The 23,868-nt window shown below is 37.4% G+C and carries 15 protein-coding genes; 8 read left to right on the plus strand and 7 right to left on the minus strand.

All coding sequences use genetic code 11. The annotated features are described in order from the left end of the window. Positions 1-96 precede the first annotated feature (96 nt). On the plus strand, positions 97-513 hold the full coding sequence (locus RHP76_RS05550; protein WP_120231519.1) for a RidA family protein: 417 nt from the start codon (positions 97-99) through the stop codon (positions 511-513). On the opposite strand, the gene RHP76_RS05555 is transcribed toward RHP76_RS05550, so the two are convergent. Continuing rightward, positions 510-1,826, minus strand: coding sequence for a M20 metallopeptidase family protein (locus RHP76_RS05555; protein WP_123279960.1), 1,317 nt, complete (start codon positions 1,824-1,826; stop codon positions 510-512). The genes RHP76_RS05550 and RHP76_RS05555 overlap by 4 nt on opposite strands. Positions 1,827-2,273: 447 nt before the next feature. On the opposite strand from RHP76_RS05555, the gene RHP76_RS05560 reads away from it, so the two are divergent. From RHP76_RS05560 to RHP76_RS05575, 4 genes are read left to right on the plus strand one after another with little or no spacing between them, the layout of a single operon-like run. Continuing rightward, a complete protein-coding gene (locus RHP76_RS05560) occupies positions 2,274-2,720 on the plus strand; it encodes a hypothetical protein (RefSeq protein ID WP_311229674.1) in 447 nt (148 codons plus the stop codon). Next, positions 2,717-4,792, plus strand: coding sequence for a GMC oxidoreductase (locus RHP76_RS05565; RefSeq protein ID WP_311229675.1), 2,076 nt, complete (start codon positions 2,717-2,719; stop codon positions 4,790-4,792). The genes RHP76_RS05560 and RHP76_RS05565 overlap by 4 nt, the downstream gene beginning before the upstream one ends. A 4-nt stretch (positions 4,793-4,796) precedes the next feature. Next, a complete protein-coding gene (locus tag RHP76_RS05570) occupies positions 4,797-6,251 on the plus strand; it encodes a ferritin-like domain-containing protein (protein ID WP_311229676.1) in 1,455 nt (484 codons plus the stop codon). Between the two features lie 18 nt (positions 6,252-6,269). Then, on the plus strand, positions 6,270-7,796 hold the full coding sequence (locus RHP76_RS05575) for a peroxidase, FMP-type (RefSeq protein WP_120231524.1): 1,527 nt from the start codon (positions 6,270-6,272) through the stop codon (positions 7,794-7,796). 64 nt (positions 7,797-7,860) lie between these two features. Here RHP76_RS05575 and RHP76_RS05580 read toward each other — a convergent pair whose 3' ends face one another. The 5 genes from RHP76_RS05580 to gndA form a co-directional block, all read right to left on the minus strand. Further along, positions 7,861-8,499: a TetR/AcrR family transcriptional regulator gene (locus tag RHP76_RS05580; RefSeq protein WP_123279956.1), complete on the minus strand. Its 639-nt coding sequence runs from the start codon at positions 8,497-8,499 to the stop codon at positions 7,861-7,863. A 716-nt stretch (positions 8,500-9,215) separates the two neighbouring features. After that, on the minus strand, positions 9,216-9,854 hold the full coding sequence (locus RHP76_RS05585; RefSeq protein ID WP_120231525.1) for a TetR/AcrR family transcriptional regulator: 639 nt from the start codon (positions 9,852-9,854) through the stop codon (positions 9,216-9,218). Between the two features lie 690 nt (positions 9,855-10,544). Continuing rightward, entirely contained in the window at positions 10,545-11,255 is a 711-nt protein-coding gene (gene pgl / locus RHP76_RS05590; protein ID WP_311229677.1) for a 6-phosphogluconolactonase, read from the minus strand. A gap of 27 nt (positions 11,256-11,282) precedes the next feature. Further along, positions 11,283-12,764, minus strand: coding sequence for a glucose-6-phosphate dehydrogenase (zwf, locus tag RHP76_RS05595; protein WP_120232218.1), 1,482 nt, complete (start codon positions 12,762-12,764; stop codon positions 11,283-11,285). 13 nt (positions 12,765-12,777) lie between these two features. Then, positions 12,778-14,196, minus strand: coding sequence for an NADP-dependent phosphogluconate dehydrogenase (gene gndA / locus RHP76_RS05600; RefSeq protein WP_311229678.1), 1,419 nt, complete (start codon positions 14,194-14,196; stop codon positions 12,778-12,780). A 252-nt stretch (positions 14,197-14,448) separates the two neighbouring features. Between gndA and RHP76_RS05605 the strand changes: the two genes are divergently transcribed. After that, positions 14,449-14,808, plus strand: a complete 360-nt coding sequence (locus RHP76_RS05605; protein WP_034696561.1) for a hypothetical protein — start codon at positions 14,449-14,451, stop codon at positions 14,806-14,808. A 161-nt stretch (positions 14,809-14,969) separates the two neighbouring features. Here the strand turns inward: RHP76_RS05605 and RHP76_RS05610 are convergent, their stop codons facing one another. After that, a complete protein-coding gene (locus RHP76_RS05610) occupies positions 14,970-15,695 on the minus strand; it encodes a response regulator transcription factor (RefSeq protein WP_216444421.1) in 726 nt (241 codons plus the stop codon). 776 nt (positions 15,696-16,471) lie between these two features. Here RHP76_RS05610 and RHP76_RS05615 point away from each other — a divergent pair. Both RHP76_RS05615 and RHP76_RS05620 read left to right on the plus strand, forming a co-directional pair. Continuing rightward, complete coding sequence (locus RHP76_RS05615) at positions 16,472-20,980, plus strand: GEVED domain-containing protein (protein ID WP_311229679.1); 4,509 nt, start codon at positions 16,472-16,474, stop codon at positions 20,978-20,980. A 50-nt stretch (positions 20,981-21,030) separates the two neighbouring features. Continuing rightward, positions 21,031-23,853 (plus strand): T9SS type B sorting domain-containing protein, encoded by a 2,823-nt coding sequence (locus RHP76_RS05620; RefSeq protein WP_311229680.1) that lies wholly within the window; start codon positions 21,031-21,033, stop codon positions 23,851-23,853. Positions 23,854-23,868: the final 15 nt, after the last annotated feature.

Consider the following 23,868-nt stretch of genomic DNA (forward strand, 5'->3'; position numbering starts at 1 on the left):
AAGCAATATTACAGAATTAATAGAATATTTTTCTCAACATATGTAAAGACTTTTCCGATTTTTTTCTCTCACTTTTACTTTATTAAATGAAAGATTATGGAAAATAATAAACAACCGAAACTGATTAATCCTACCGGGCTATTTAATCCCGGTCCTTATGGTTTTTCTCACAGTATTTCTGTGGAATCTCCTTCCAGAATGTGTTTTATATCCGGACAGAGCGGCGGTGTAGGTGAAAATCATGTATTGGCAGCCGACTTCAAAACTCAGGTTCAGGATGCTTTAAAAAATTTACAGATCGTTTTACAGAGCCATTCAATGAAATTTGAAAATGTTATTAAAATCACCTTGCTTATTGTAGACCACAATCAGGAAAAACTTGAGATATGGGCAGAGGAAGCTAAAAAGACATGGACGTCTTCATGGCTGCCAACCAGTACTCTTATTCCCGTAAGTCAGCTGGCTTTACCCGGAATGTTGTTTGAGATTGATGCCATTGCGGTGAAAAATTAGTTTCTGTTAAGACGCTCAACGATTAAGGATGCAAAACTTTTAACTCCCGTTCTGATACTTTCTTCATCCACCTGAAAATTCGGAGAATGATTCATGGCGATCACGCCTTTTTCAAAATTGGAACCACCCAGGAAGAAATATACTCCTGGGATTTTTTCTTGAAAATAAGAAAAATCATCATTAAAAAACGGAACCTGACCATAATCCGGAGCAACTGCATTTTTGCCATACAGATTCCGAAGTATTTCTGTTGATGAACGGGTCAGTTTTTCATCATTAACAACAGTTGGATTTCCCTGGACAAATGAAACGGAAAGAAGATGATCTTTATATCCGCTGTCTTGAATAATTTTTTGAACGGTAGGAATTATTTTGTCCAAATTAAAGGAATTCGTCTCATACAGGTAAGTTTCAAGAAAAGACTCGTTATTTTTGGAATAACTATTGAATTTTCCGTCTGTGAACAGATAATCTTTAAAAATGGTATCAGGATTTGTCAGTCCTGTTTTAGGATCTACGATAGATTGTAATTCCCAGGGTTTGCCTCCGTTAGAAGTCCGGAATAATGAATTGCTGATCTTTTTTCCCAGGTCGTTGAGCTCGTCTTCTGATAATCCGTTTTTTAGCTGAATTCTTATTTTTTTCTGATAAGCAAACATTTCATTGGCCTTCACCATAATTTGCCCGACTGGTGTAGCAGTCACATGCAACCCGTAGATTTCATCAGGATTTATTCTGGAAAGTAATCCATTATGAAGCATTTCTTTTGCTCCTTTGAAAGTTTCCTCTTCGGGCTGGAATATAAAATAGACGGTTCCTTTTAATGATTGCTTATTTTTTGCAAGAACCTCAGCAATTCCTAATCCAATCGCCATATGGATATCATGACCACAACCATGCTGAATTCCTTTTATTGTTGATTTGAAAGTTTCAGGATCGGGATAATCATTCGGAAGGGCATCCATATCGGATCTCCAGGCAATTTTTCTACCTTTTTTATCTCCTTTCAGAGTTCCTACAACACTATGTCCGTACGTATCTGTTTGAACTTCCATTCCAAGATCCAGGAGATATTTTTTAATTTTTTCCTGAGTTTGATTCTCCTTCCCTGCCAACTCCGGGTTTTCATGAAAATCCCGTCTGATATTCACCAACTTATTGAATATCTTATCTGTTTCCTTTTGAATAGACTGATGAACTGTTTGTTCATTCAAATTTTTGAAAAGAATAGCTTCTTCTTTTTTGTTATTAAATCCTTGTGCGGGCAAAACAGAGGAAGCAAAGCATAATAAAGTTACGGTAATTTTTTTCATGGCCAGTGATAATTGGGTAAAAAGTTCAATTATACAGATTAGACATTTGCCGTTTCGCTTTCGTTACATTCTGATCATCAATTTATTATTGTTTTTTAGAATATTGACTTTACCAACAGTGAAATCTAATTCTCTATTCAATACCACATTATTTAAAATAATTCTAAACTATGTGAAAACAAAACCTCTTGAAACAGCTTAATAGAAAGGATTTTTTACAAAAAAGTAAATTTAAATAAGCACAAATTACGTAGAAATACTGAATCTCATCTGCTGAGTTCTGATTAATTTCGAATAAACAAAATTGATAACTATGGATCGCTTGAAATACATTCAATCATTTCTGAAAAAGAGGTGCTACCTGAAATCCTGCAACTGTAGATCGATCGGCATGATAACCTCCATTTAAAAGGAGATGAAGATATCTAACCCCAAATTTTTCACGAAATGAATATTATTAACAAAATTCTCAACGTCGACGATTATTATTTCGACGTGTTTATGTCTATCTCGGAAGCACTTGCCGGATTTACGGTAAACGAACTACAATCAACAGGGCTTGCAGAAACGTATTACACTTATGTTTTAAAAAGCCTGGAAGCAGCAACCTTCGTAGAATTCCTTACCGTTTCTAAAAATATCCTTGAACGTTCTTCCGGTGAAGAGGAATTAAAAAAGACCATTCAATCTGAAATTATCAGCAACCCGGGAATGAATGACATTGCCGGAAAAGTAATCACTATGTGGTATCTGGGAACCTGGGAAGGAGCCTATATCAATGATCTCTCTTATAAGGAAGGGCTTGTATGGAATCTGATGCACTCCCATCCTCCGGGAGCCAAGCAGCCGGGATATAAATCATGGAATATTAAACCTGTAAACAGCAACTCATGAGCCAGACTACCAACAAAAAAGATGTGATCATCGTAGGAACGGGGATCGCAGGATCATTGATCGCAAAGCTATTATCCGATCATGTATTTGACATAACCAAAGGAAAAATGGTCCATCGTGCAGATGCCGGAAAATCCGATAACATCAGGGAAATATCAATCCTAATGTATGAAGCTGGCCTGGAGGCTGGTATTGAGCTGGATTCCGTATCCTCAATGACCACTTATAATGAATATATCCGTACTTTTTACAGAGAGGAAGCCAAAGTTCCCAACTCTCCTTATCCGAACTTAAAGCAGGCTCCTTCTCCCAACGTTCTGGATATGGAACACATTGTTCAGCCTTATCAAGATAAAAAAGGATATCTTGTACAATTTGGACCAATGCCCTTTGCTAGTGATGCGATAAGAGTAGGTGGAGGAACAACCCTTCACTGGCTGGGAACTACACCCAGAATGCTTCCCAACGATTTTAAACTTACCGAAAAATATGGTATCAAGATTCCAAAACCAGATTCTGATGAGAAAGCCCCTGTCGACTGGCCGATAAGTTATGAAGAATTAAGGCCTTATTATGAGATGGCTGAGTTTGAAATCGGGGTTTCCGGGGATGTTTCAAGACAGGAGTATCCAATTACAGAGAAGACGCAAGAATATTATGGAGACTATGTATTTCCGATGGAAGAAATTCCTCAGAGTTATATGGATCATAAGATTATTGAGGGACTTAAAGGGACAAGTGTAAAGCTGAGTTCAGGAGAGATTCCTTTAATGATGGTGCCTTCTCCACAGGGAAGAAATTCTATTCCGAATCCAAAATACGGGAAAACAAAGATCATCAAAGCTGAGTCAAAAGATTCCGGATATCAACTGGTTTTAGACAGCTCTGAAAAAGAAGAATACAAAGCGCTTGGTTCTGTTTGGAATCCTTATATGGGAGAACGTTGTGAAGGGAATGCTTCCTGTGTTCCGATCTGCCCTGTTCAGGCGAAGTATAATGCTTTAAAAACATTGAAAAAAGCTTTATATAAACTTAATGACAACGAAAATCTTAAGCGTAATCCATACATGCAGATCCAGGCGCAGAGTGTGGTTTACAGGTTAAGCATAGACCAAAATGATAAAGATAAAATCTCCAAGGTTCATTTAAGAAGATACACTTCAAAAGAGAAAACAGATTTTGTTGAAGAATCCATTGATACTTCAGATGCTATCGTGATTCTGGCTGCTAATGCTTTTGAAAATCCAAAAATTCTACTGAACTCCAAATATACGGTTAACAATGTTGTTAAAACGGCGGCCAACAGCAGTGATCAGATGGGAAGAAACCTAATGGATCACATGGTAATGCTTACCTGGGGACTTTTCCCTGAACCGGTTTATCCTTACAGAGGCCCTGGTTCTACCACAAACATTTCGTCTTTCCGTGACGGAGGCTTCAGAGGTGAATTCTCAGCATGGATTTCTCCGCTTGACAATTGGGGATGGGGATGGCCGGCATTTTCTCCAGGCTCAGATGTAGCCTACTTTATCGAAAAGAATCTTTTTGGGGCAGAATTAAGAAAAGAGCTTACCGACAGACTTTCAAAACAGGTTTTATTCCATTTTGAAATAGAACAGTTACCCAATCCCAATAACAGAGTTACCATTAACGATCAATATCTGGATGTAATGGGAATTCCCCGTCCTGTTATTCATTATGAACTGACAGAGTATGAAATGAAAGCGATGGAGCAGGCAAAAAAAGCTTCCGATCAAATGTTTAACAAATTAAACATTAAGGATTTCACAAAATATACTGCAGAAGACAAGAATTCTGTGGTGTACAATGGAGAAAGATATTCTTATAACGGAGCCGGCCACATCGTAGGAACTCACAGAATGGGTTCTAAAGCGGAAGATTCTGTAACCAACAGCTATTGTAAAGCCTGGGATCACCCGAACTTATACATCGTAGGAGCAGGAAATATGACGACTCTGGGAACTTCAAACCCTACTTTAACCTTATCAGCATTCACGATCCGTTCAGTAGAATCTATTCTGGCTGATCTTGAAATTCAACTTAAAAAATAACACCATGAGACAAAGACTTATCAATAAAACAGCACAACCCCAGGAAACGTTATTAACCGCAGGAAGAATGGCAGCGAGAAGCGCCGTTGTTACTGAAGCCGTTTCATTACCTTCTCTATTATTTGATTCAACACTTAGCAAAGAAGATTGGATAGAAGGGTTAAAACATCACAGTAAAACCTTAACGAATCTTTTGCTTAATGATCAGATCAAAGATTTCAATGCTTATCTGGAATCTGAGTTGGATTCTGGAGTTTCAGAATTAAAAAGAGGGATAACAGAAATTGATTATAAACCTGTTTTACAAGACCTATTGCAAACGGCCATTCTTATCGAACACTCTACAATTCCTCCTTACCTTACGGCTTTGTATTCGATCAAGGATGGGACTAATGCTCTGGCTTCACAAATTATCAGAAGTGTTGCTGTAGAAGAGATGCTTCACCTGATTATGGTTTGTAATGTTCTGAATGCAATTGACATCCAGCCTTCTGTCAACAAACAGGAAAACTATCCTACTTATCCGATGAAATTACCGATGAACGTTGATTTCTATGTAGGACTGGAAACATTCTCAAGCAACAGCATTGCCACATTTATTGCGATTGAAAGTCCAAGCCAACCTTTGGTAAAAGCTCCGAAATATGATCACGAAGCGGACACTTCTGCATTATATTCTCAAAGAACTGCCATACAGGAAAACAACTTCTGGACGCTTGAAAACATGAAGGGTTTCATCATGGAAAATGTACACACCATTGGTGAATATTATGATGTCTTATTCTTCTATATAGTTATTTTCCAAATCATTGCTTATTACAAAGATCATGGAAAACTTCCGACAAATTTTGAGGAATTAAATACCGGAGGAATTTTCACCGGAAATCCGGCAAAACAGATCCGTCCGGAACAATATTACGGAAGTGGAGGAAAATTACATTCTGTAGAGGCTTTGGACGGAGTAATTGCTGTTTTCCAAGAAATCAAAGGGCAAGGTGAAGGTGCTGATGATTCTATTTTTGATGTTGACCCCTCCCAGTTTGAAGAAGGAGTAGAACTGGCACATTATTTCAGATTCAAAGAAGTTTTCCATGAGCATTTCTATCTGGGAGGAAACTATGAGCCTTTCATGGATGAAAACGGAATGATGCCTGTAACAACTCCACCCACAGGAAAAGACCTTCCTGTAGACTGGAATGAAACCTATCCTATGAAACCTAATCCGAAGTTGGAAGACTATGTAAAAAATAAAGAATTACACGCACAGGCTGTTGAGTTTAATAAAACCTACAGACGTTTATTAGATGCCATTCAAAGTGCTGTCGAAGGAAATCAGAGAGAACTGGAAAAATCTATTATGTATATGTATGCCCTGAAAGAGCAGGCTGTTAATCTGATGAAACAACCATTGGATGCGCAGACTAACGCCGGGCCAACATTCGAATACATCAACCTATAACCATAAAAACGATATATCATGCTTAAAAGAAAAAAAGAAAGTCCGGAAGCGGGAGGAGAACAGTTATTCCGCAAAATGCCGGGTCAGAAGGAAGTTAATCTGGCTGAAGTAATGGATGGATATTCTAAACTTCTTATTGATGATCCGGTAAGACCATTCAGAGAAGACAAACTGCAGGCCATTGAAAACAATGTAGATTATGGAATTCTGGCTGCACTGGAGGGTACCTGGGTAAGCTATAATGTCAATTACAATAAAGATGTTCCAAAACCATCATTAGCAAGCGGAGTACATACTACCATCATGCCTTCCCCCGGAACCAATCCAGGAACGATACCTGGAAAATTTGCTTTTACCTGTGAAGAATATATTGAGAAACTGACATTTTCCATCGTTCCCGGAGGAGTACGCAACCGCGGCGGTGCCAGTGAACTTTTCTGCGGAGCAGTTAAATATGAACAAAGCATTAAAAGTGTTAATGCTGTCCCAGGACCAGAGGCCCTGAAATATACACCTATCCACGAAGAAAATGGAATGTACCTATGGCTGAGTGATGTCTATAATCATGCAGCAACGAAAGAATCTATTGAAAGAGACCGTGGTATTCATGCCATTTCAACAGAGGATGCTAAATATGGATATACCGGCGAATACAGAGATGAGCCTTTGTTAAGGATAACACCAGACGGAGAAGCCAATCCACAATATATTCTTCAAAGCCAGTTGCAGCCGGGACAACCTTATTATGAGATTATTCCGGCACAGGAAATAAAGCCGGGAGCTGGGCTTGACGGTCCTTATTTTATCCCGGACTACTCTATCTCCCGAAGCGGAGTAATTCCTCATGGCAGCACTATTACTTTGCTTGGAGATATCATCCCTCAAAATAAAGATAAAAAAACGTACTATCTAATTGAAGGTTCTCCCCAATTCCCTTACGGTAAAGAGGCCTGGGAAACCAATCATCTTTCAATTTCACGTACAATGGGTAATGCAGGAGTAACTCCCCAGGAAATCATTGATCTTGATCAACCAGCGCCTGAGTGGGTTCATCAAACTCTAGACGATAAGAATGATGAGGGTTCAAACAAAATTTATACCCAGAGGATACTGGCTGATGATTTATATCCTTACTCTGTGCGCCCTGATTTGAGATTAAGAGATACGCTAAGAGGTCAACACGTCAGCAATTATGTTCATGTAAGAATGTCTTCCAAAATGAAAACCGGAGCACAGGGAGGAGTTTTAAATGTTCCTTTTGTCAACCGTTTCGTTCCGACTGTTGAAGTGGATATGGATATGTGGATTGAAACAGTAATTGAAGATGGAAAAGAAATTCTTCAGCTTCAATATGAACAAATTGTATTCTTTGAATTTGATTTCGGGAACGACGGAGGTACTACAAGCTGGCCTCACATTCAGGTTAATACCCTTCGTAAGATACAGGACATTCCTGAGGATCAGAGAAAGGTTATTGAAGAACAGTTTTATAATACCAACGGAAATTCTGATACAGCCTCAGGATGCCCTTATCATAAAGGATAGATTACAGTATCATACAAAAAAAGGGACAATAATTTGCCCCTTTTTTATGTTATTTATAATAGATTTATAGATTATCATGGGTCTGTTTTACCATGAAAGATATTGCCTTTTTGATTTTTTCCCGTCCTTCAGGTGTATTGGTATCTATACCACAGAAAAGGCTGCCATTCAGAGATGCAAACATATTAAGGTAGTACAGTCCTGAAACCATGATGGCCATAATAGAACGGTAGGTATCCATTTTATCTTTGAAACGTGATTCCATTAATAATTTGAAGATATATTCTCCATTTTCTTCCTGAGTATCAATCAGTTTTTTTAATGATTTTCGGGGCTCAGAAATAGTCCACAACAATAGTTTTTGAGCTTCTTTATTGGCGTATACATAATCAAACTGTGAAAGAAGCATATGCTCTATAAATTCTCTGCCTCCATCTTCAAGATTCGGTTTCATCTTTTCCACTTCCTCGCTGGTTACTTTTACCCAGAAGTCCTGTGTACGAACATATTCGTCCATGAGGCCATCCATCCCGCCAAAATAGGTATAGATCATTTTCTTATCTACCCCGGCAGTTGCAGCGATATCATTAATCTTCAATCCTGCATATCCCTTCGTTTTCAGTATTTTTCCTACGGCATCCAAAAACTTTTTCTTGCTGCGTTCCTTATTCCTAATACTACCTGATGCTGACTTTCTTTCCATGACTAAACATTCAATATACAAGTTTAAGGATTTTTTTTATCATTTTAGACACCAACAAGTGTCTAATTTAATCTATTTGTATATATTTGCAAAAACTAAAACCATTCTATATACAAAACACTATTGAAGTTGAAAAATTAAAAACTATTCAGATTGTATCGTTAGTTCCCTCAGTTTAAAATATTTCGAACATCAACGACTGAGGTAAAAACACAACCAACAGCATCATTTTTCTATAGTGATGCTGTTTTTTCATCTCAAAAAAATGGAATGATATTAAATAAAATACTTTTTTATAGATATTTCTTACCACTTATTCTTTTTTAGGAAGCATATACTTTCTATAAAATAGAAATTCTGTTGTATTTACAGGTTAAACCTATTGAAAAAGATTAATTAAAAGAAATTTTTACTCTTACAACAAAAAATAAAATACTGAATTTCAGAACATTAAATAAAATTAAGAAAATTTTTATCATTTTACACACTACACAGTGTCTTATTTTATATATTTGTACAAACTAAAACCAACTATATATTTTAAAACACTATTAGGTTGAAAAATAAGACAATCAAATTGTATTATTGAGTTCCCATACTTTAAGACAATTTCAAACACGAAACAACTAAGGTAGAAACACAACTTATAGACAGACCATTAGATTTCTAATGGTTTTGTTTTTTTAAAGGAAGTTTAATTTTCAAATTGAAGAATTCTAGAGATTTTCGTAGGTATGATGCAACATGAAAGTAATGGCTTTTTTGATCTGATCCCTTCCCTTAGGCGTGTTGACATCTATCCCACAGAAAATACTTCCATTAAGAGAGGAAAACATATTCAGGTAATAAAGTCCTGAAACCATAATGGCCACAATAGAGCGTACATCTTCAGCATTATCTTTAAAATGTGAATCCATCAAAAGTTTAAAAATATGCTCTCTGTTTTCTTCCTGAGTTTCTGTAAGTTTTTTTAAAGATTTGCGGGGTTCCGATAAACACCAAAGAAGGAATTTTTGCGCTTCTTTACTGGAATAAACATGGTCAAATTGAGATAAAAGCATTTCTTCCATGAAAGACTTCCCTCCATCATCCAATTTGGGCTTTATTTTTTCAATCTCTTTAATGTTTACTTTGCTCCAGTAATCCTGTGACCGGATGTACTCATCAATCAAGCCATCTATACCTTCAAAATAAGAATAAATCATTTTCTTATCCACCCCTGCTGTAGCAGCAATATTATTCACTTTCAAGGCAGTATACCCTTTCGTTCTCAGTATCTTTCCCACTGCATCCAAAAACTTTTTTTTACTGCGTTCCTTGTTCCGTATACTTCCTGCTACAGACTTTCTTTCCATGATAAACTTTCAATCGTACAAGTTTATGAATTTTTTTTCATTTTAGACACTTTTTAGTGTCTAAATTTATATATTTGCATAAACTAATAACCATTTTTATAACAGACAATCAGAGTTGTGAGGTTGAGAGAGATCAGATTGCACCGTTAGTTCCCTCAGTATACATATTTTACTATTCAATACTGAGGTGAAACATTACTTCAGCAGCATCATTATTTATGTAATGGTGTTGCTTTTAGTAATGATGAAATTTTTAGCGGTCGCTTATCATCTTGTCGTCTTTATATACTTCCATCTATTTTTTACAATTTTATTATTTTCTTATAATGCCGTATTCGTAAGGGTTTTCTTAAGGTTCCGAATTGCTGATCAAAATATTTTTCATTTTTTTTAATTTTTAGACACTGTGAAGTGTCTTATTTTGTATATTTGTTCAAAACTAATAACCATTTTACATAGAAGCACCATTGGAGTTGGAAAAATTAAAAATTTCGAACAAAAGCAACTAAGGTAAAAACACTAAATGCTGCAGCGTCATGAGTTCTCTAATGATGCTGTTTTCATTTAGCGTACGTTATTTTCGTTTTAATGTAGAGAAAATTGTATTTACCGGGAAGCCGGTATTAGAATAGTTGATATGAAGAGAGACTGTCCGTGGACAGTCTCTTATTTTTTAAGGTAGAAGTTATATTAACTTTTTGCTTTTTCGTCTGTAAAAAACTGAAAACCATCCTTCTTCTCAATAAGCTGCATTGGATATAATGAAGGATTATATTCGCCATTCAAAACTTCATTCAGCGCATGTTTTTTGGATTCACCAAATGCAATAGCCAGAATATGATCCGCGTTATTAATAATAGGAGCAGTCAACGTGATTCTGAACATTTCCTGAGGCTTAAGATAATAGGCAGACACCCATTTTTCTTTTTCATTTAAAACTTCTTCTCCCGGAAATAATGAAGCAGTATGACCGTCATCACCCATTCCCAGCAGGATAAAATCAAAAATACCTTCATCACCAAGAACAGTTCTGATCTGCTGCTCATAAGCCTTGGCATAGTCTTCAGCAGTTATTCCTTCAGCATACATAGGAAAGATATGATTTTGATCTACCGGAACCTGATTAAGAAGTGCCTCATCCGTCATCCGGAAGTTGCTTTTATCATCGTTTAAAGGAACCCATCTTTCATCTACCCAAAAAAAGTAGACTTTATTCCATTCTATCTGTTCTTTATATTCCGGTGTTGCCAGTAATTTGAAAATGGCTTTAGGTGAAGAACCTCCACTTAACGCCACAACAAAACGGTCTTTTTTCTGAATAGATTTTTTTGAAAGGTCAACAAATACATCTGCAGCCTTTTTGTACAGTTTTTCCAGATCGTCAAATACTGTAATATTCATTTTTTGTCTGTTTAAATTTATATTGTTTTATACCCAGCTATGCCCTTGTCTTTCCACCAAAGCATTAACGTCTTCCGGCCCCCAGCTTCCTGCTTTATAATTTGGGAAAGATAAATCTTTATTGTTTTCCCAGGCTTCCTGGATAGTTGTGACAACATCCCAGGCTTCTTCCACCTGATCGGAACGCATAAATAAAGTAAGATCTCCTAAAAGAGCATCCTGTAACAAGGTTTCATAAGCTTCCGGAGTATCTTCTTTACAGGCAAAATTATCAAAAATCATTTCTGCAGGTTTCAAATCCAGTGTCAGTCCAGGTTTTTTGGTCATGAACTGCAGCCTGATATCCATCATGGGCTGAATATTAATAATAAGCCTGTTTGCTGATAAATGATGCGGACTGTCTGAGAACGTTGAATGAGGAAGCGGTTTAAACTGGATGGTAATGTAAGAGTGCTTTTCTTTCATTTTCTTTCCGGTACGGACATAGAAAGGAACATCCTGCCATCTTTCGTTATCCAGATAAAATTTGATAGCTGCAAAAGTCTCTGTATTGGAATCCGAAGCAATTCCATCTTCCTGGCGGTAGCCTTTCACTTCCACTCCGTTTATGATTCCTTTGGCATACTGACCTCTTACCGCATAATGGTCAACCTGATCGGAAGATATTCTACGGATAGATTTCAGAACATCAACTTTCCGGTCTCTGATTTCACCAGACTGCAATGAAGCCGGTGGTTCCATAGCCACCATACAGAGAATCTGCAACAGGTGGTTCTGAATCATATCCCTTAATGCTCCTGTCTGTTCATAGAAAGCTCCTCTTGTCTCTACCCCAACTTCTTCCGCTACTGTAATCTGTACAGATTCTATGTATTTATGATCCCATAACGGTTCAAAAATTGAGTTTCCAAACCTGAATGCTAATATATTCTGCACTGTTTCTTTCCCCAGATAGTGGTCGATACGATAAATCTGTTCTTCTTCAAAAGTTTTAGCCAAAAGACTATTCAATTCAATGGCTGACTGTTTATTATGACCAAAAGGTTTTTCAATAATAATTCGATCTCTTTTCGGATCAGAAGCCAATGATGTCGTTTTGATATGATTGGATATCGTGGTAATAAAATTAGGTCCGATGGATAAGTAAAATAACCTGTTTGCTCTTATCCCATACACGGAATCAAAATCCTGCAATTTTTGCTGTAAATTCTGATAAGAACTTTCTTCATCCAGCTGATGCTGAAAGTAAGTAATATGAGCCTGAAAACCTGCCCAGTCTTCAGAAGTTACTTTTTTTCTTGAGAAACTTTCAAGGTTTTCTCTGATATAATTTCTGAATTTTTCGTTGGTATTTTCTGCCCTTCCCAATGCTACAATATTAAAGCCTTTGGGCATTCTGCCATCGATATATAAGTTATAAAATGCCGGAAAAAGTTTTCTTTTTGCCAGATCTCCTGTAGCACCAAAAATAACGATAGTTGTTGGCTGCAAGATTCTATTTTGATTCATTTCTTCCGAATTTTTAATTGTTTGCACTTTGCCAAGAAGTATGGAAAACTCCCTCTCTGTCGATACGCTGATACGTATGAGCTCCGAAATAATCACGCTGAGCCTGGATCAGATTCACAGGAAGAGATTCTGTAGTATAGGCATCAAAATATCCCAAAGCCGTCTGGATTCCCAAACTTGAGATTCCGTTGGCAACGGCATATCCTGCTGTTTTTCTTAAAGCTTTGATTTTTGATTTTACCAGTTCTGAAATTTCTTTATCAAGCAGAATATTAGAAAGGTTAGGGTTTTGGGTATAAGCAGAATAGAATTTCTCCAGCAAAACTGAACGGATAATACATCCTCCTCTCCAGATTTTCACAACATCTTTCAATGGAATTTCAAAGCCGTATTCTTCAGATGCTTTTACCAGTAAAGATAAACCTTGTGCATAGCTGATTAAGGTAGAAAGGAAAAGCGCATCGCCTACTTCCTTAATGAATAATTCTGTATTTTCCGGCTTTGTAATTTCGTTATCGGCATATATTTTTGAAGCCTGAACTCTTTCGATTTTATAGGCAGATAAAATTCTTGAAGTTACAGCAATATCAATAGTAGGAATAGAAACTCCTATTTCCATAGCCTGCTCAGAAGTCCATTTCCCTGTTCCTTTCGCTCCTGCCTTATCTAAAATCTGATCTACAAGATAGCTATCTGTTAATGAGTCTTTTTGGGTAAAGATATCTCTGGTGATTTCAATAAGGAATGAGTTCATTTCACCATTATTCCATTCTTTGAAAACCTGATGGAGCTGTTCGTTATTTAGACCTGCTCCTCTTTTAAGAAGATCATAAGCTTCACTGATCAGCTGCATAATTGCATATTCAATACCGTTATGTACCATTTTCACATAGTTTCCGGCAGATCCTTTTCCCATGTATGCTGTACATGCTTCGTTATCTACTTTTGCAGCAATAGCTTCCAGCATTGGTTTCAGAAGTTTGAAGGCTTCCGGATCACCTCCCGGCATTATACTTGGTCCTTTTCTGGCCCCTTTTTCACCTCCTGACACTCCCATTCCCATAAAATGCAGTTTTTTGGATGCCAGATCAGCCACACGTCTGTTGGTATCTTCAAAATAAGAATTCCCTGCATCAATCACGATATCACCTTCACTTAAAAGTGGGGTAATATTTTCCAGCACAGCATCTACAGGTTTTCCTGCAGGAACCATAAGAATAATTTTTCTTGGAACTTCCAGTGCGGATACGAAATCTTCTAAAGAGCCTGTACCTTTTACCTTCATTTCTGAAGCAGCTCCGCCTTCTAATTCTTTCACTTTTTCCTGATCAAGGTCGAATCCTGCGATTGAAAACCCGTTGTCAGCGATATTATAAAGCAGATTCCGCCCCATTACTCCAAGGCCAACCATCCCATAACTATATCTTTCCATTATATTGGTATTAATATGAATTTTGTTATACAGACAATAAAATTACGGAAATGCCTATTATGAAAAAAATAAAAGGAAATAAAAAGTTGAGAGCACTTTTGTTTTTCTCTCATTTATAAGGCCCTAATATTCACATTTTCACATGATTTTGTGTTTACAGAATAAAATTCGATCATTAATATGGGAATGATCTATTAAAACAGTCTGTTTTTTGGCATAATTAAACTTATATTTGCCAAAATTTATAAAGTAATGAACTATAAACTTGAACTCAACACTCAGGAGCCTAATTCTAAAATCGTTTTTAATAATATCATATTTGATTCGTTCAAGATTAATATAGTTGAAAGATATATCGGGTCAATGAAGGCTCGTCCTACATTATGCGAGGTTTTATTTAAAGTAAGAACTTTAGATAATGTCATTATCAACAGAAAAGACGGTAATATAAGAGTAAAGATAAAGGGTGATGATTTTGAAACATATCAGAAATTATCCAGAGACCTGAACTCTTATGAATACAAAAACAAACTGATTAACAGAAAAGAGGTGGAACAGAATTATGTTCATTTCATCCTGAGTTTAGTAATTACAAATTATCAGCTTAATTAAGCTGTTCCGGGCATTCTCCTTCTATCATTTTGCAGAGGGAGAATGTTCAGAAAACAATACACATAAATCAACCGGTTTTTAATTAAAAACGGTAAGTTATACTGAGCGTTCTATTTTGATTCTCAGCTATTTCGAGCTGGAAATATTTAAAAAAGTATAGTTTAAATCAAATTATTCGTTATTACGTAGGATATTGCTTCGATGATATTCTTCACTCCAATTCTCTCAAACAATTTGCTTCTGTGAAACTTTATGGTACTTGGTGACACAAACAATTGTTCTGCAATTTCTTCTATTTTTAATCCTTGAAGATAAAGCCGTATTATTTCTATTTCCCTTAATTTTAGGGCAACTTTAGATTCTTCTGTCCATTTTCCAGTGAAGAGATTATACTTCCAATAGGTTTCTGAGGTATTAGAAACGATCCTGATATTTCCCGCAGACCGGTTAAGAGAATAGGACACTACACAGACTATTTTGGAAATTTCTCCATCATCAAAGAGTTCTATAGGTGTAATCTTATGATTGACAAGCACATCTACACTGTTGGCATATTTAAGATGAAAATCATAGGTAATGGTATGTACTTTTTTTTCTTCAGGTGAAAGACATTCAAAAAACTTTAATCCGTTGGTACTTACTTTCTTTAATATGTCAAGATCTGCCTTCTTGGTGTATTTACGAAAAAAATTATAACCCATCTTTTCAACTTCAGCAGCACTTAAACCAGAAAAAAGAAGAGGATTCTCAGAAATAAACTCTAATTTTCTTGTTTTAAGATCTGCAATATAAACACAGCCCAGACTGGTTTCCGATACCGCTTTTAGTACATTAAGATACTTCTCTGATGCCTTTCCGGCATGTAATGAATTATTTTTATCACTCATATTTTTGACATGATAATAAGATATAAAACTTTTTTATTAGGTGACTTTTGCAAACATATTCATAATTAAGCTAAATAAAAAATCTATCAAAACTTAATTATAATTAAACTAAAAACTATAAATCATTTATTTTGATAATAAAAAAATCTATACAACTTCATTTTATTACATTTTCAATACCCGGAAAATTACATTTCCGCACTTGTAGGGAGATAAAAAAAAGAGAAAGAATGGAAGAAAAATATTTATATAAATCATTATTTTTAAATGAAACTTGTATTTTTCTGTTTTGAAAGCATTTTGGGAAGATCAGTTTCTTATTAATTCATCAATCTTTGATTTAAAACTATACAAAAGTATAGTCATATTAAGTTTTTATTAAATTATTTTTACCCCAAGTCACAATCATAAAAACTAAACTAAGAAAACTATATAAAAATGAAAGAAATCAAAACACATTAAAAAATACAACAACCCGTGCAGTAAAGTGAGTGATTCTTATAAAAAAATATAAAAAGACCACCAACTCTGCAGCTGCCATTATTCCCACCTACTTAGACCCTACTACTTTTCCGTTTATCCGTTGATCACTTTTTATAAAAAGAGGTGATAAGGAAACATGATAATACACTTTAAACCAATTATTGTCTCTGTGATTGAAAAACTGAGGATTTTTCTATTGATTTCTGAACCAAATCTATAGAAGGATTCCCCATTTCTTTCGAAGAAGAACTTAAGTAAATTGAATAACAGACTCTAACTTAAAATGAAACTATATGAGAAAAATTCTACCCATTATCTTATTTTTAATGACTTTTGCACATGCCCGGGGACAAACCTGTGCACCAGTTCCCGTGCCGTTCTTACAGTCATTCAGTAGTGGAGCACTTCCCACATGCTGGGTCAGCCAAAACCCCTCTTCCACTTCTACAAACGCTAATGTTAAGTGGAAATTTTCCGGATCAGCCGGATATGGAGCCACCGGAAACGGAGGGAAACCTGCCGGAACTTTTGCATGGGTTGATGCATCTTCACCTTATGCAGGTGAACACACAGTTGAACTGATAAGCCCTCAGATCAACTTAGCGGGGTTAACCAATCCTTATATCAAATTTGAATGGTTTAAAGATCATTTAACCGGACTCAACGGTACAGTACCTGCTGCCGACAACAATCAGCTAAAACTTGCTGTAAATAACGGCTCCGGATGGATACAGGTCTGGTCTGGTGATACCAATTCTCCTGAATGGAGAACAGTTGGTGTTCCTCTGGCAGCAAGCTATGTGGGTGCAACCATTCAATTAAAATTTACCGTTGATAAGGATGTAGCAGGAAATGGTGATTTTTATGATGATGTATTATTAGATGAAGTTCAGGTAATACAAGCTCCTACATGTTTTGAACCTGTTACTCTGCCTGTATCTAATATTGCACCTACTTCTGCAACACTGAACTGGGCTGCTCCCCTTGCTCCGGCACCAGCTCCGGCCAATGGCTATGAATATTATTACAGTACAAACAGTACTCCTCCTGCAGCTGCAACACCAGGCACACCCAATCCCGGAACAAGTGCTAACATCAGCTCTCTGACTTCGGGTGCTACCTATTACTGGTGGATAAGATCTGTCTGTTCTGCAACGGATAAATCACCATGGGTTGCAGGCGCTCCTTTTACTCCAGGGCAGATTGGAGGAGGTACGGCTACTCATGCTTTTTTACCTGTATATTCCTGTTCAGGATTTAATTATTCCCAACAGATTTATTTGGCTTCAGAGATTGGAGCCGCAGTAGGAACCAATAATTATATAACAGCCATCAGGTTTTTTGTTTCCACAACTGCAGCAACCCAAGCTAATTACAATCAATGGGTAGTGTATATGGGGAATACTTCACAAACAGATTTTGCAACCACTTCAAGCTGGATCTCTACCCCATCTTTAACACAGGTATATTCTGGCACTTTACCGGCAATGGTAGCTGGGACATGGGTTGAAATTCCTCTAAGCACACCATTCTTATGGGATGGTGTAAGCAATGTAGTGATAGGTGTTGATGAAAATTCAACAGGAACATCATGTACCGCCAACTGGGGAAGTTATTCTGCAGGAAATAACCGTGGGATGATTTATTACAATTCAACGACCAATCCGGATCCGGCAAATCTTCCAACTGCAACAAGCAGATATGCTGTATTACCGAGGTTACAATTGACAGGAACAACGTTACCAAGTTGTACCAACACTCCTCCAGCCAATATTGCAGTAAATAATATTACAGCAACTTCAGCCAATGTTACCTGGACTGCCACAGCCAATGCCACATATGTTGTAAGATACAGAATACCTCCTTCCCTTACGTGGCAAACAATCAATGTAACAACTCCTTTTACTAATAGTGTAACGCTTACCTCTTTAACTGAACAGACCCAATACGAGGTAGAGATTGCAACCATTTGTGGAACGCAAGGGACATTTTCTGCTCCTGTAGGTTTTACAACACCTGCACTGACTTACTGTAATGGAGCAACGGCAACAGTTACGAACGGTTATATCAACAATATCACCATGATTGGTACGAATGTACCTTTAACCAGTAATAACTCAGGGCCAACAACGTATACGGATTATTCTACAGATCCTACAAAGACCATTACACTCCTGAGAAATTCAGTTAACAATACACTGTCTGTAGGAAGGTCAATTATATCAGGAACTTATTCTACCAATGCATGGATAGATTTTAACGGGGATGGTATTTTTGATAATAATCCGGCAACGAGTCCCGGAGGAGAAAGAATCATGAATCTTGGCTATTCAAGCACCACTCCCGTTACTGCTACATTTGATGTTCCTGCCAATGCCTATCTGGGAACAAGTAAAGTAAAAATGCGTGTTATTGTATATTCTCTCACTCCAGCCAATGCCTGCGGACCTTTCACTAGCAATGGAGAAGTGGAAGATTATTATGTAAAATTTATAGATTTACAGCCTTGTACTACAGCTGCTCCTACTACTATTGCGGTGAATAACCTTACTCATAATTCTGCCTATGTATCATGGATTCCTACTGCTAATGCTACTTATATTATCAGATGGAGACAAGGAAGTACAGGAGCATGGCTTCCAGCTGCAACAGGACAGACACTTCCGGCAGGACAAAGCTTTTATACCATAACAGGACTCACCGAGCAAACCGGATACCAGGTGCAAATTGCAACCATCTGTAATGGAAACCAGGGAGTTTTTTCTCCAAGCGTAAGTTTTACAACTCCACCGTTAACGTATTGTAGTATGACCGGAACAGGAATTAACGATTACATTTCAAATGTGAAAGTTACCCCTGTCAACTTCCCGGTAATGGATAACCCATCAGTTCAAACAAATTATATCAGTTACACATCTGCTGCTACCCTTATTAATCTTGAAATCGGTTCTCAGGGAAATCAACTGTCAGTTTCTAAAGAATGGGCAGGAACTCAATATGCCGATGCTGTAAATGCATGGATCGATTGGAACAGAGATGGAGTTTTCACAGATGCTGAAAAAATAATGACGTCCGCTGCCAGCACCACCACTCCAATAACAGCAACTTTTGATGTTCCTTCAACAGGAGTTTATACAGGATCTTTAACAACAACGATGAGAGTGGTAATGAAACGAACCAGTGCTCCTGTAATGTGTGCAGATCCAGCCAATGGTGAAGTAGAAGATTATGCGGTAAGATTAAGACCATGCAGTAATGCAACACCCGGAAATCCCGTATTCACCAATATTACCCATAACTCTGTAAATATCAACTGGACAACTGCTACTAATAATAATGCTTTTATTTTAGAATACAGACCTGTTACAAACCCTGTTTCTGCATGGGTTCCTTTAAACCTTTCTGTTTTAGGAGGGAATCCACCTGTAACAATCAACGCTTTAACTCCTGCTACGACTTATGAGGTAAGAATTGCAGCGTTTTGTGGCGGTACAGGAATCGGAGTTTACACGCCTATTAAAACATTTACAACGAGATGTAATCCTACTCCACCATTTGTAACGATAAGTAATGTAACGTCAAACTCAGCTTTGATCACCTGGAATCCGGTTGTTCCAAGTGCCTCTTATATTTTAAGATGGCGTGAAGTAGGTACCGGCCCATGGAATACACCAACGATCCCTCAACCACCTGCAAATTCATACACGATTCAAAATCTTGATTCATTTAAAACGTATGAAGTACAGGTTGCCAATATCTGTAATGGAGAAACAACAGCCAATCCGTGGTCCAATCCAAAAGTATTTACCACAGAAAGAATATGTGAAATTCCTCCTCCGGGGCTTATGATCACTCAGATTATGCCAACAACGGCAGAGGTTGTATGGGATCCTTTTCCGGGAGCCACTTATATACTGAAGTACAGAAAAGTAGGTATTCCGAGCTGGACAGAGGTTGTAGTTCCTACAAATACTTACACCATTACTGCTTTGCTGGAGCTCACTAAATACGAAATGCAGGTAGCCAATATCTGTAACGGAGTACCGGGAAATTTTACAAAACTGTATTATTTTACAACTCCGACCGTCATCTACTGCCCGATGTCAGCAGCCAATTCTACAACAGAATTTATTTCAAAGGTTACTGTAAAACCAAATGGCAATAAGGAAATGATTAATGAATCTCTTGCCTCTACGTATTCAAATTTCACAGGAAATCCTTTAAAGTTTATTGATTTAATTCAAGGATCAAAAGGTAATCAGATTACCATTGATAAAACGTTAAGTTCAGGAACTAACGCTGGTGTTGCAGTCTGGATCGATTTCAACAGAAACGGAGAATTTGACATCAATGAAAGAATTCTGGCAGACGGACCTAATGGAACCCCAACAGCAAGTACAACTTTTTCTGTTCCTGACAATGCCTTCATAAGTATGACAGATTATAAATATGTTGTGATGAGAGTCGCTTTACAGAAGGATGGTATTCCTGTGAACTGTACGAATTTCAAAGAAGGTGAGGTGGAAGATTATACGGTCAGAATATCTAAACAACCTGTACCAAACTCTCTAAATCAGGCAGATATCCACATTTATCCCAACCCGGTAAGTTCAGTATTGTATGTAAAAAACATAAGCTTCAAAGCTCAATATAAAATTTACAGTGCTGCCGGAAGATTGATATCAAGTGGAATCATTCTGAACAATGCTATTGATGTGAGCAATCTTATCCACGGGATGTATATGATCGAGATAGAAGATGGAGGAATAACCGTTCAGAAGAAGTTTATTAAAGAATCCTAATCTTTTTTGTCAATGAAATTTCAATTTTTAGAATCAAAATTCTGTAATTCATGAAAAACATTATATTTAGTTTATTATTTATCCTAATGAGCATTCCTATTTCGGCTCAAAGGGATACAGACCATTGGTTTGCACCTTATTACGCCTCCACAAGTTATACACAGGCATTATATCTGTCTACCGACTCTGCCACCCCTTTTGTTGTTACAATTAATAATAACAATACTCCGATTGGCACTGTCACAATCAGCAAAAATGCTCCGCAAACCTTTGTTGTACCCATATCTGCTATCGCCGCCAATGTTACATCAGACGCTTATAGTGTTATCACTAAAGGGTTACATGTACAAGGGACAAAGCCGTTCTACTGTTCATTAAGAATAGTAAGCAACACTACACACGCCGAAATTATAACCAGTAAAGGGAAAGCCGGGATTGGTAAAGAGTTTTACGTGGCCGGAACTCCTACAACCTCATCACTTACCGGATATAATTTCACAGCAGGAATACTGGCTACAGAAAACAATACTGTAGTAACTGCTACATGGAGTGGAAACGTGACGTTCTTTGGAGCAGCACCAGCTACCAATACACAGACTATTACTCTTAATAAAGGACAGTCTTTTATTTTTGCAGGAGGTCCTGGAACGGGAGGTCAAAACCAGTCTGCTTTTATTGGAGCCAAAATTGTTTCCGATAAACCCATTACGCTTACCAATGGAAATGTCAATGGAAATTTTGGAAATAATACAAGTTCCGGATCTGATGCCATCCTTGATCAATCTGTACCAACAGAAAGGCTTGGAAGTACTTTTGCCATGGTAAGAACCAGATCTTCCTCTGATGATCTGGAAGGAGGTATCATTATTGGAACGGAAGACCATACCCAGATATTCATTAATGGTTCTACTACACCTATCGCAACGATCAACAGTGGTGATTTTTACAGGATCACAGGAAACAATTATGTTCAGCAGGGAAATTCCGGACATTTTAATATGTTTATAACGACTTCAAAAAATGTTTATCTGTATCAATTGGTTTCAGTAAATAACAGCAGTGCTACCTGTGGTTACAACTACATCCCACCATTAAACTGTTTTTTACCCAGAAAAATTGATGAAATCGGAAAGATCAATGAAATGCCAACCGGCACAGGTACCACAAGTACTGTTCCGAACGGAACTGTAGTAAAACTGAATATTTTAACTGAAGCGGGAGCCAATGTAACCGTAAACGGAGTTCCGCCACTCGCTTCAGAAGGTCCTTTTCCCTTAACAGGTAATAACAGCTGGGTAACGTATGCCATCCCTTCTATCACCGGAAATGTAACGGTTATTTCGGATAAAGCTGTAACTGCAGGGATTAATGGAGGATACAGCACGTCCGGATATGGAGGATATTTTGCAGGGTTCTCTTCTATTCCATTAATTGCAAAACAGACAGGAGAATGTATTCCTGGTATTGTTTTGGAAGTGGATGATAGCTATGATAGCTATCAGTGGTATTTGAATGGCAATCCTATTACAGGAGCCAATGCAAATACTTACACCCCTCTGGTTTCCGGAAATTATACCGTAAAAATAGCAGTAGGATCTTGTACTCCGGCCATCACCCCGGTTTACAAAGTGTTTACATGTCTTGAAGAGTCTACTAAAGCAATGACTGTCTGCGAAGGCTATCAGGCTATAGTCCCTCAGTTTACCAATTCAACTCAAAGTTATGTTCCGAGTACAGTAACTATTATTACACCTCCGGCAAACGGTACCTCAACCATTGATCCGGCGGGAGTAATTACTTATGTTCCTAATTTCGGCTATATGGGTACAGACACTATTGTTTATAAGTTTTGTGGAAACAATCCTGATTTTACAGATTGTGAACAGGTAACCTTAACCTTAACGGTTTCTGAAAGCCCTATCGTTAAAGATGCTGCTCTAAGATCTTGTTTTGAACCATCTAATCCTGTACTGGGTGTATTCAACTTAACCTCAGCAGGAGTAAACGTACAACCTGGAACTATTAAACAATATTATCCTTCTCCTGCTGATGCCCATAACGGAACCAATGAAATTCTGACTCCAGCTAATTATACAGCACCAGACGGAGTGGTTTACGTTAAGGTAAGCAATGCCAACGGATGTTACAGAATTGCCGAAGTAACGCTTACCGTTATCCCTCCTACCTATTCAGAGGTACTAAAGGATAAAATTATCTGTATGGAAAATACCACCACACTGGATGCCGGCCCCGGATATACTTCTTATCTATGGAGTACGGGAGCAACAACACCATCCATCAGCAATGTGGGAGTGGGAACTTATTGGGTAGATCTGAAAACGAGAGAATGTACGACAAGACAAACCGTAAAGGTTTATCCATCAGAAAATCCTGTAATTTCAGATATTAACATCAGCAATAATACGGTTACCCTGACTGCCATTGGAGGAACAACACCTTATCAGTATTCGATGGATAATATCAACTGGCAGAATGAAAATGTATTTACCAATGTTCCGCGTGGCAGCAATACTTTTTATGTAAAAGATGCTTATAACTGTACTCCTGTAGAGGTAGAAATTACAGTTCCCAATCTTATTAATATCATTACGCCTAATGGTGATGGAATAAATGATGTACTGGATTATTCTGCTTTGGCCGGGAAACCTAATTTCACATTCAGTATTTATGACCGATATGGAAGCAAGATCCACGAAGGAAGCAAATTAAACGGATATCAATGGGATGGCAGCATTGGCGGCAAGAAAGTATCTACCGGCAACTACTGGTTTGATATGGGCTGGAATGAGACCAACAAAAAACAGACTCCGATAAAATATACGGGATGGATCATGGTAAAAAACAGAAATTAATTAAACATTTAAATA

This window comes from Chryseobacterium sp. SG20098 (assembly GCF_031844745.1).
In the GTDB taxonomy this organism is placed as follows: domain Bacteria; phylum Bacteroidota; class Bacteroidia; order Flavobacteriales; family Weeksellaceae; genus Chryseobacterium; species Chryseobacterium cucumeris.

What these genes read in the sequence shown, in the direction of transcription:
- RHP76_RS05550 (WP_120231519.1), top strand. Translation starts at nt 97, where the DNA reads ATGGAAAATAATAAACAACCGAAACTGATTAATCCTACCGGGCTATTT.
- RHP76_RS05555 (WP_123279960.1), bottom strand. Translation starts at nt 1,826, where the DNA reads ATGAAAAAAATTACCGTAACTTTATTATGCTTTGCTTCCTCTGTTTTG.
- RHP76_RS05560 (WP_311229674.1), top strand. Translation starts at nt 2,274, where the DNA reads ATGAATATTATTAACAAAATTCTCAACGTCGACGATTATTATTTCGAC.
- RHP76_RS05565 (WP_311229675.1), top strand. Translation starts at nt 2,717, where the DNA reads ATGAGCCAGACTACCAACAAAAAAGATGTGATCATCGTAGGAACGGGG.
- RHP76_RS05570 (WP_311229676.1), top strand. Translation starts at nt 4,797, where the DNA reads ATGAGACAAAGACTTATCAATAAAACAGCACAACCCCAGGAAACGTTA.
- RHP76_RS05575 (WP_120231524.1), top strand. Translation starts at nt 6,270, where the DNA reads ATGCTTAAAAGAAAAAAAGAAAGTCCGGAAGCGGGAGGAGAACAGTTA.
- RHP76_RS05580 (WP_123279956.1), bottom strand. Translation starts at nt 8,499, where the DNA reads ATGGAAAGAAAGTCAGCATCAGGTAGTATTAGGAATAAGGAACGCAGC.
- RHP76_RS05585 (WP_120231525.1), bottom strand. Translation starts at nt 9,854, where the DNA reads ATGGAAAGAAAGTCTGTAGCAGGAAGTATACGGAACAAGGAACGCAGT.
- pgl (WP_311229677.1), bottom strand. Translation starts at nt 11,255, where the DNA reads ATGAATATTACAGTATTTGACGATCTGGAAAAACTGTACAAAAAGGCT.
- zwf (WP_120232218.1), bottom strand. Translation starts at nt 12,764, where the DNA reads ATGAATCAAAATAGAATCTTGCAGCCAACAACTATCGTTATTTTTGGT.
- gndA (WP_311229678.1), bottom strand. Translation starts at nt 14,196, where the DNA reads ATGGAAAGATATAGTTATGGGATGGTTGGCCTTGGAGTAATGGGGCGG.
- RHP76_RS05605 (WP_034696561.1), top strand. Translation starts at nt 14,449, where the DNA reads ATGAACTATAAACTTGAACTCAACACTCAGGAGCCTAATTCTAAAATC.
- RHP76_RS05610 (WP_216444421.1), bottom strand. Translation starts at nt 15,695, where the DNA reads ATGAGTGATAAAAATAATTCATTACATGCCGGAAAGGCATCAGAGAAG.
- RHP76_RS05615 (WP_311229679.1), top strand. Translation starts at nt 16,472, where the DNA reads ATGAGAAAAATTCTACCCATTATCTTATTTTTAATGACTTTTGCACAT.
- RHP76_RS05620 (WP_311229680.1), top strand. Translation starts at nt 21,031, where the DNA reads ATGAAAAACATTATATTTAGTTTATTATTTATCCTAATGAGCATTCCT.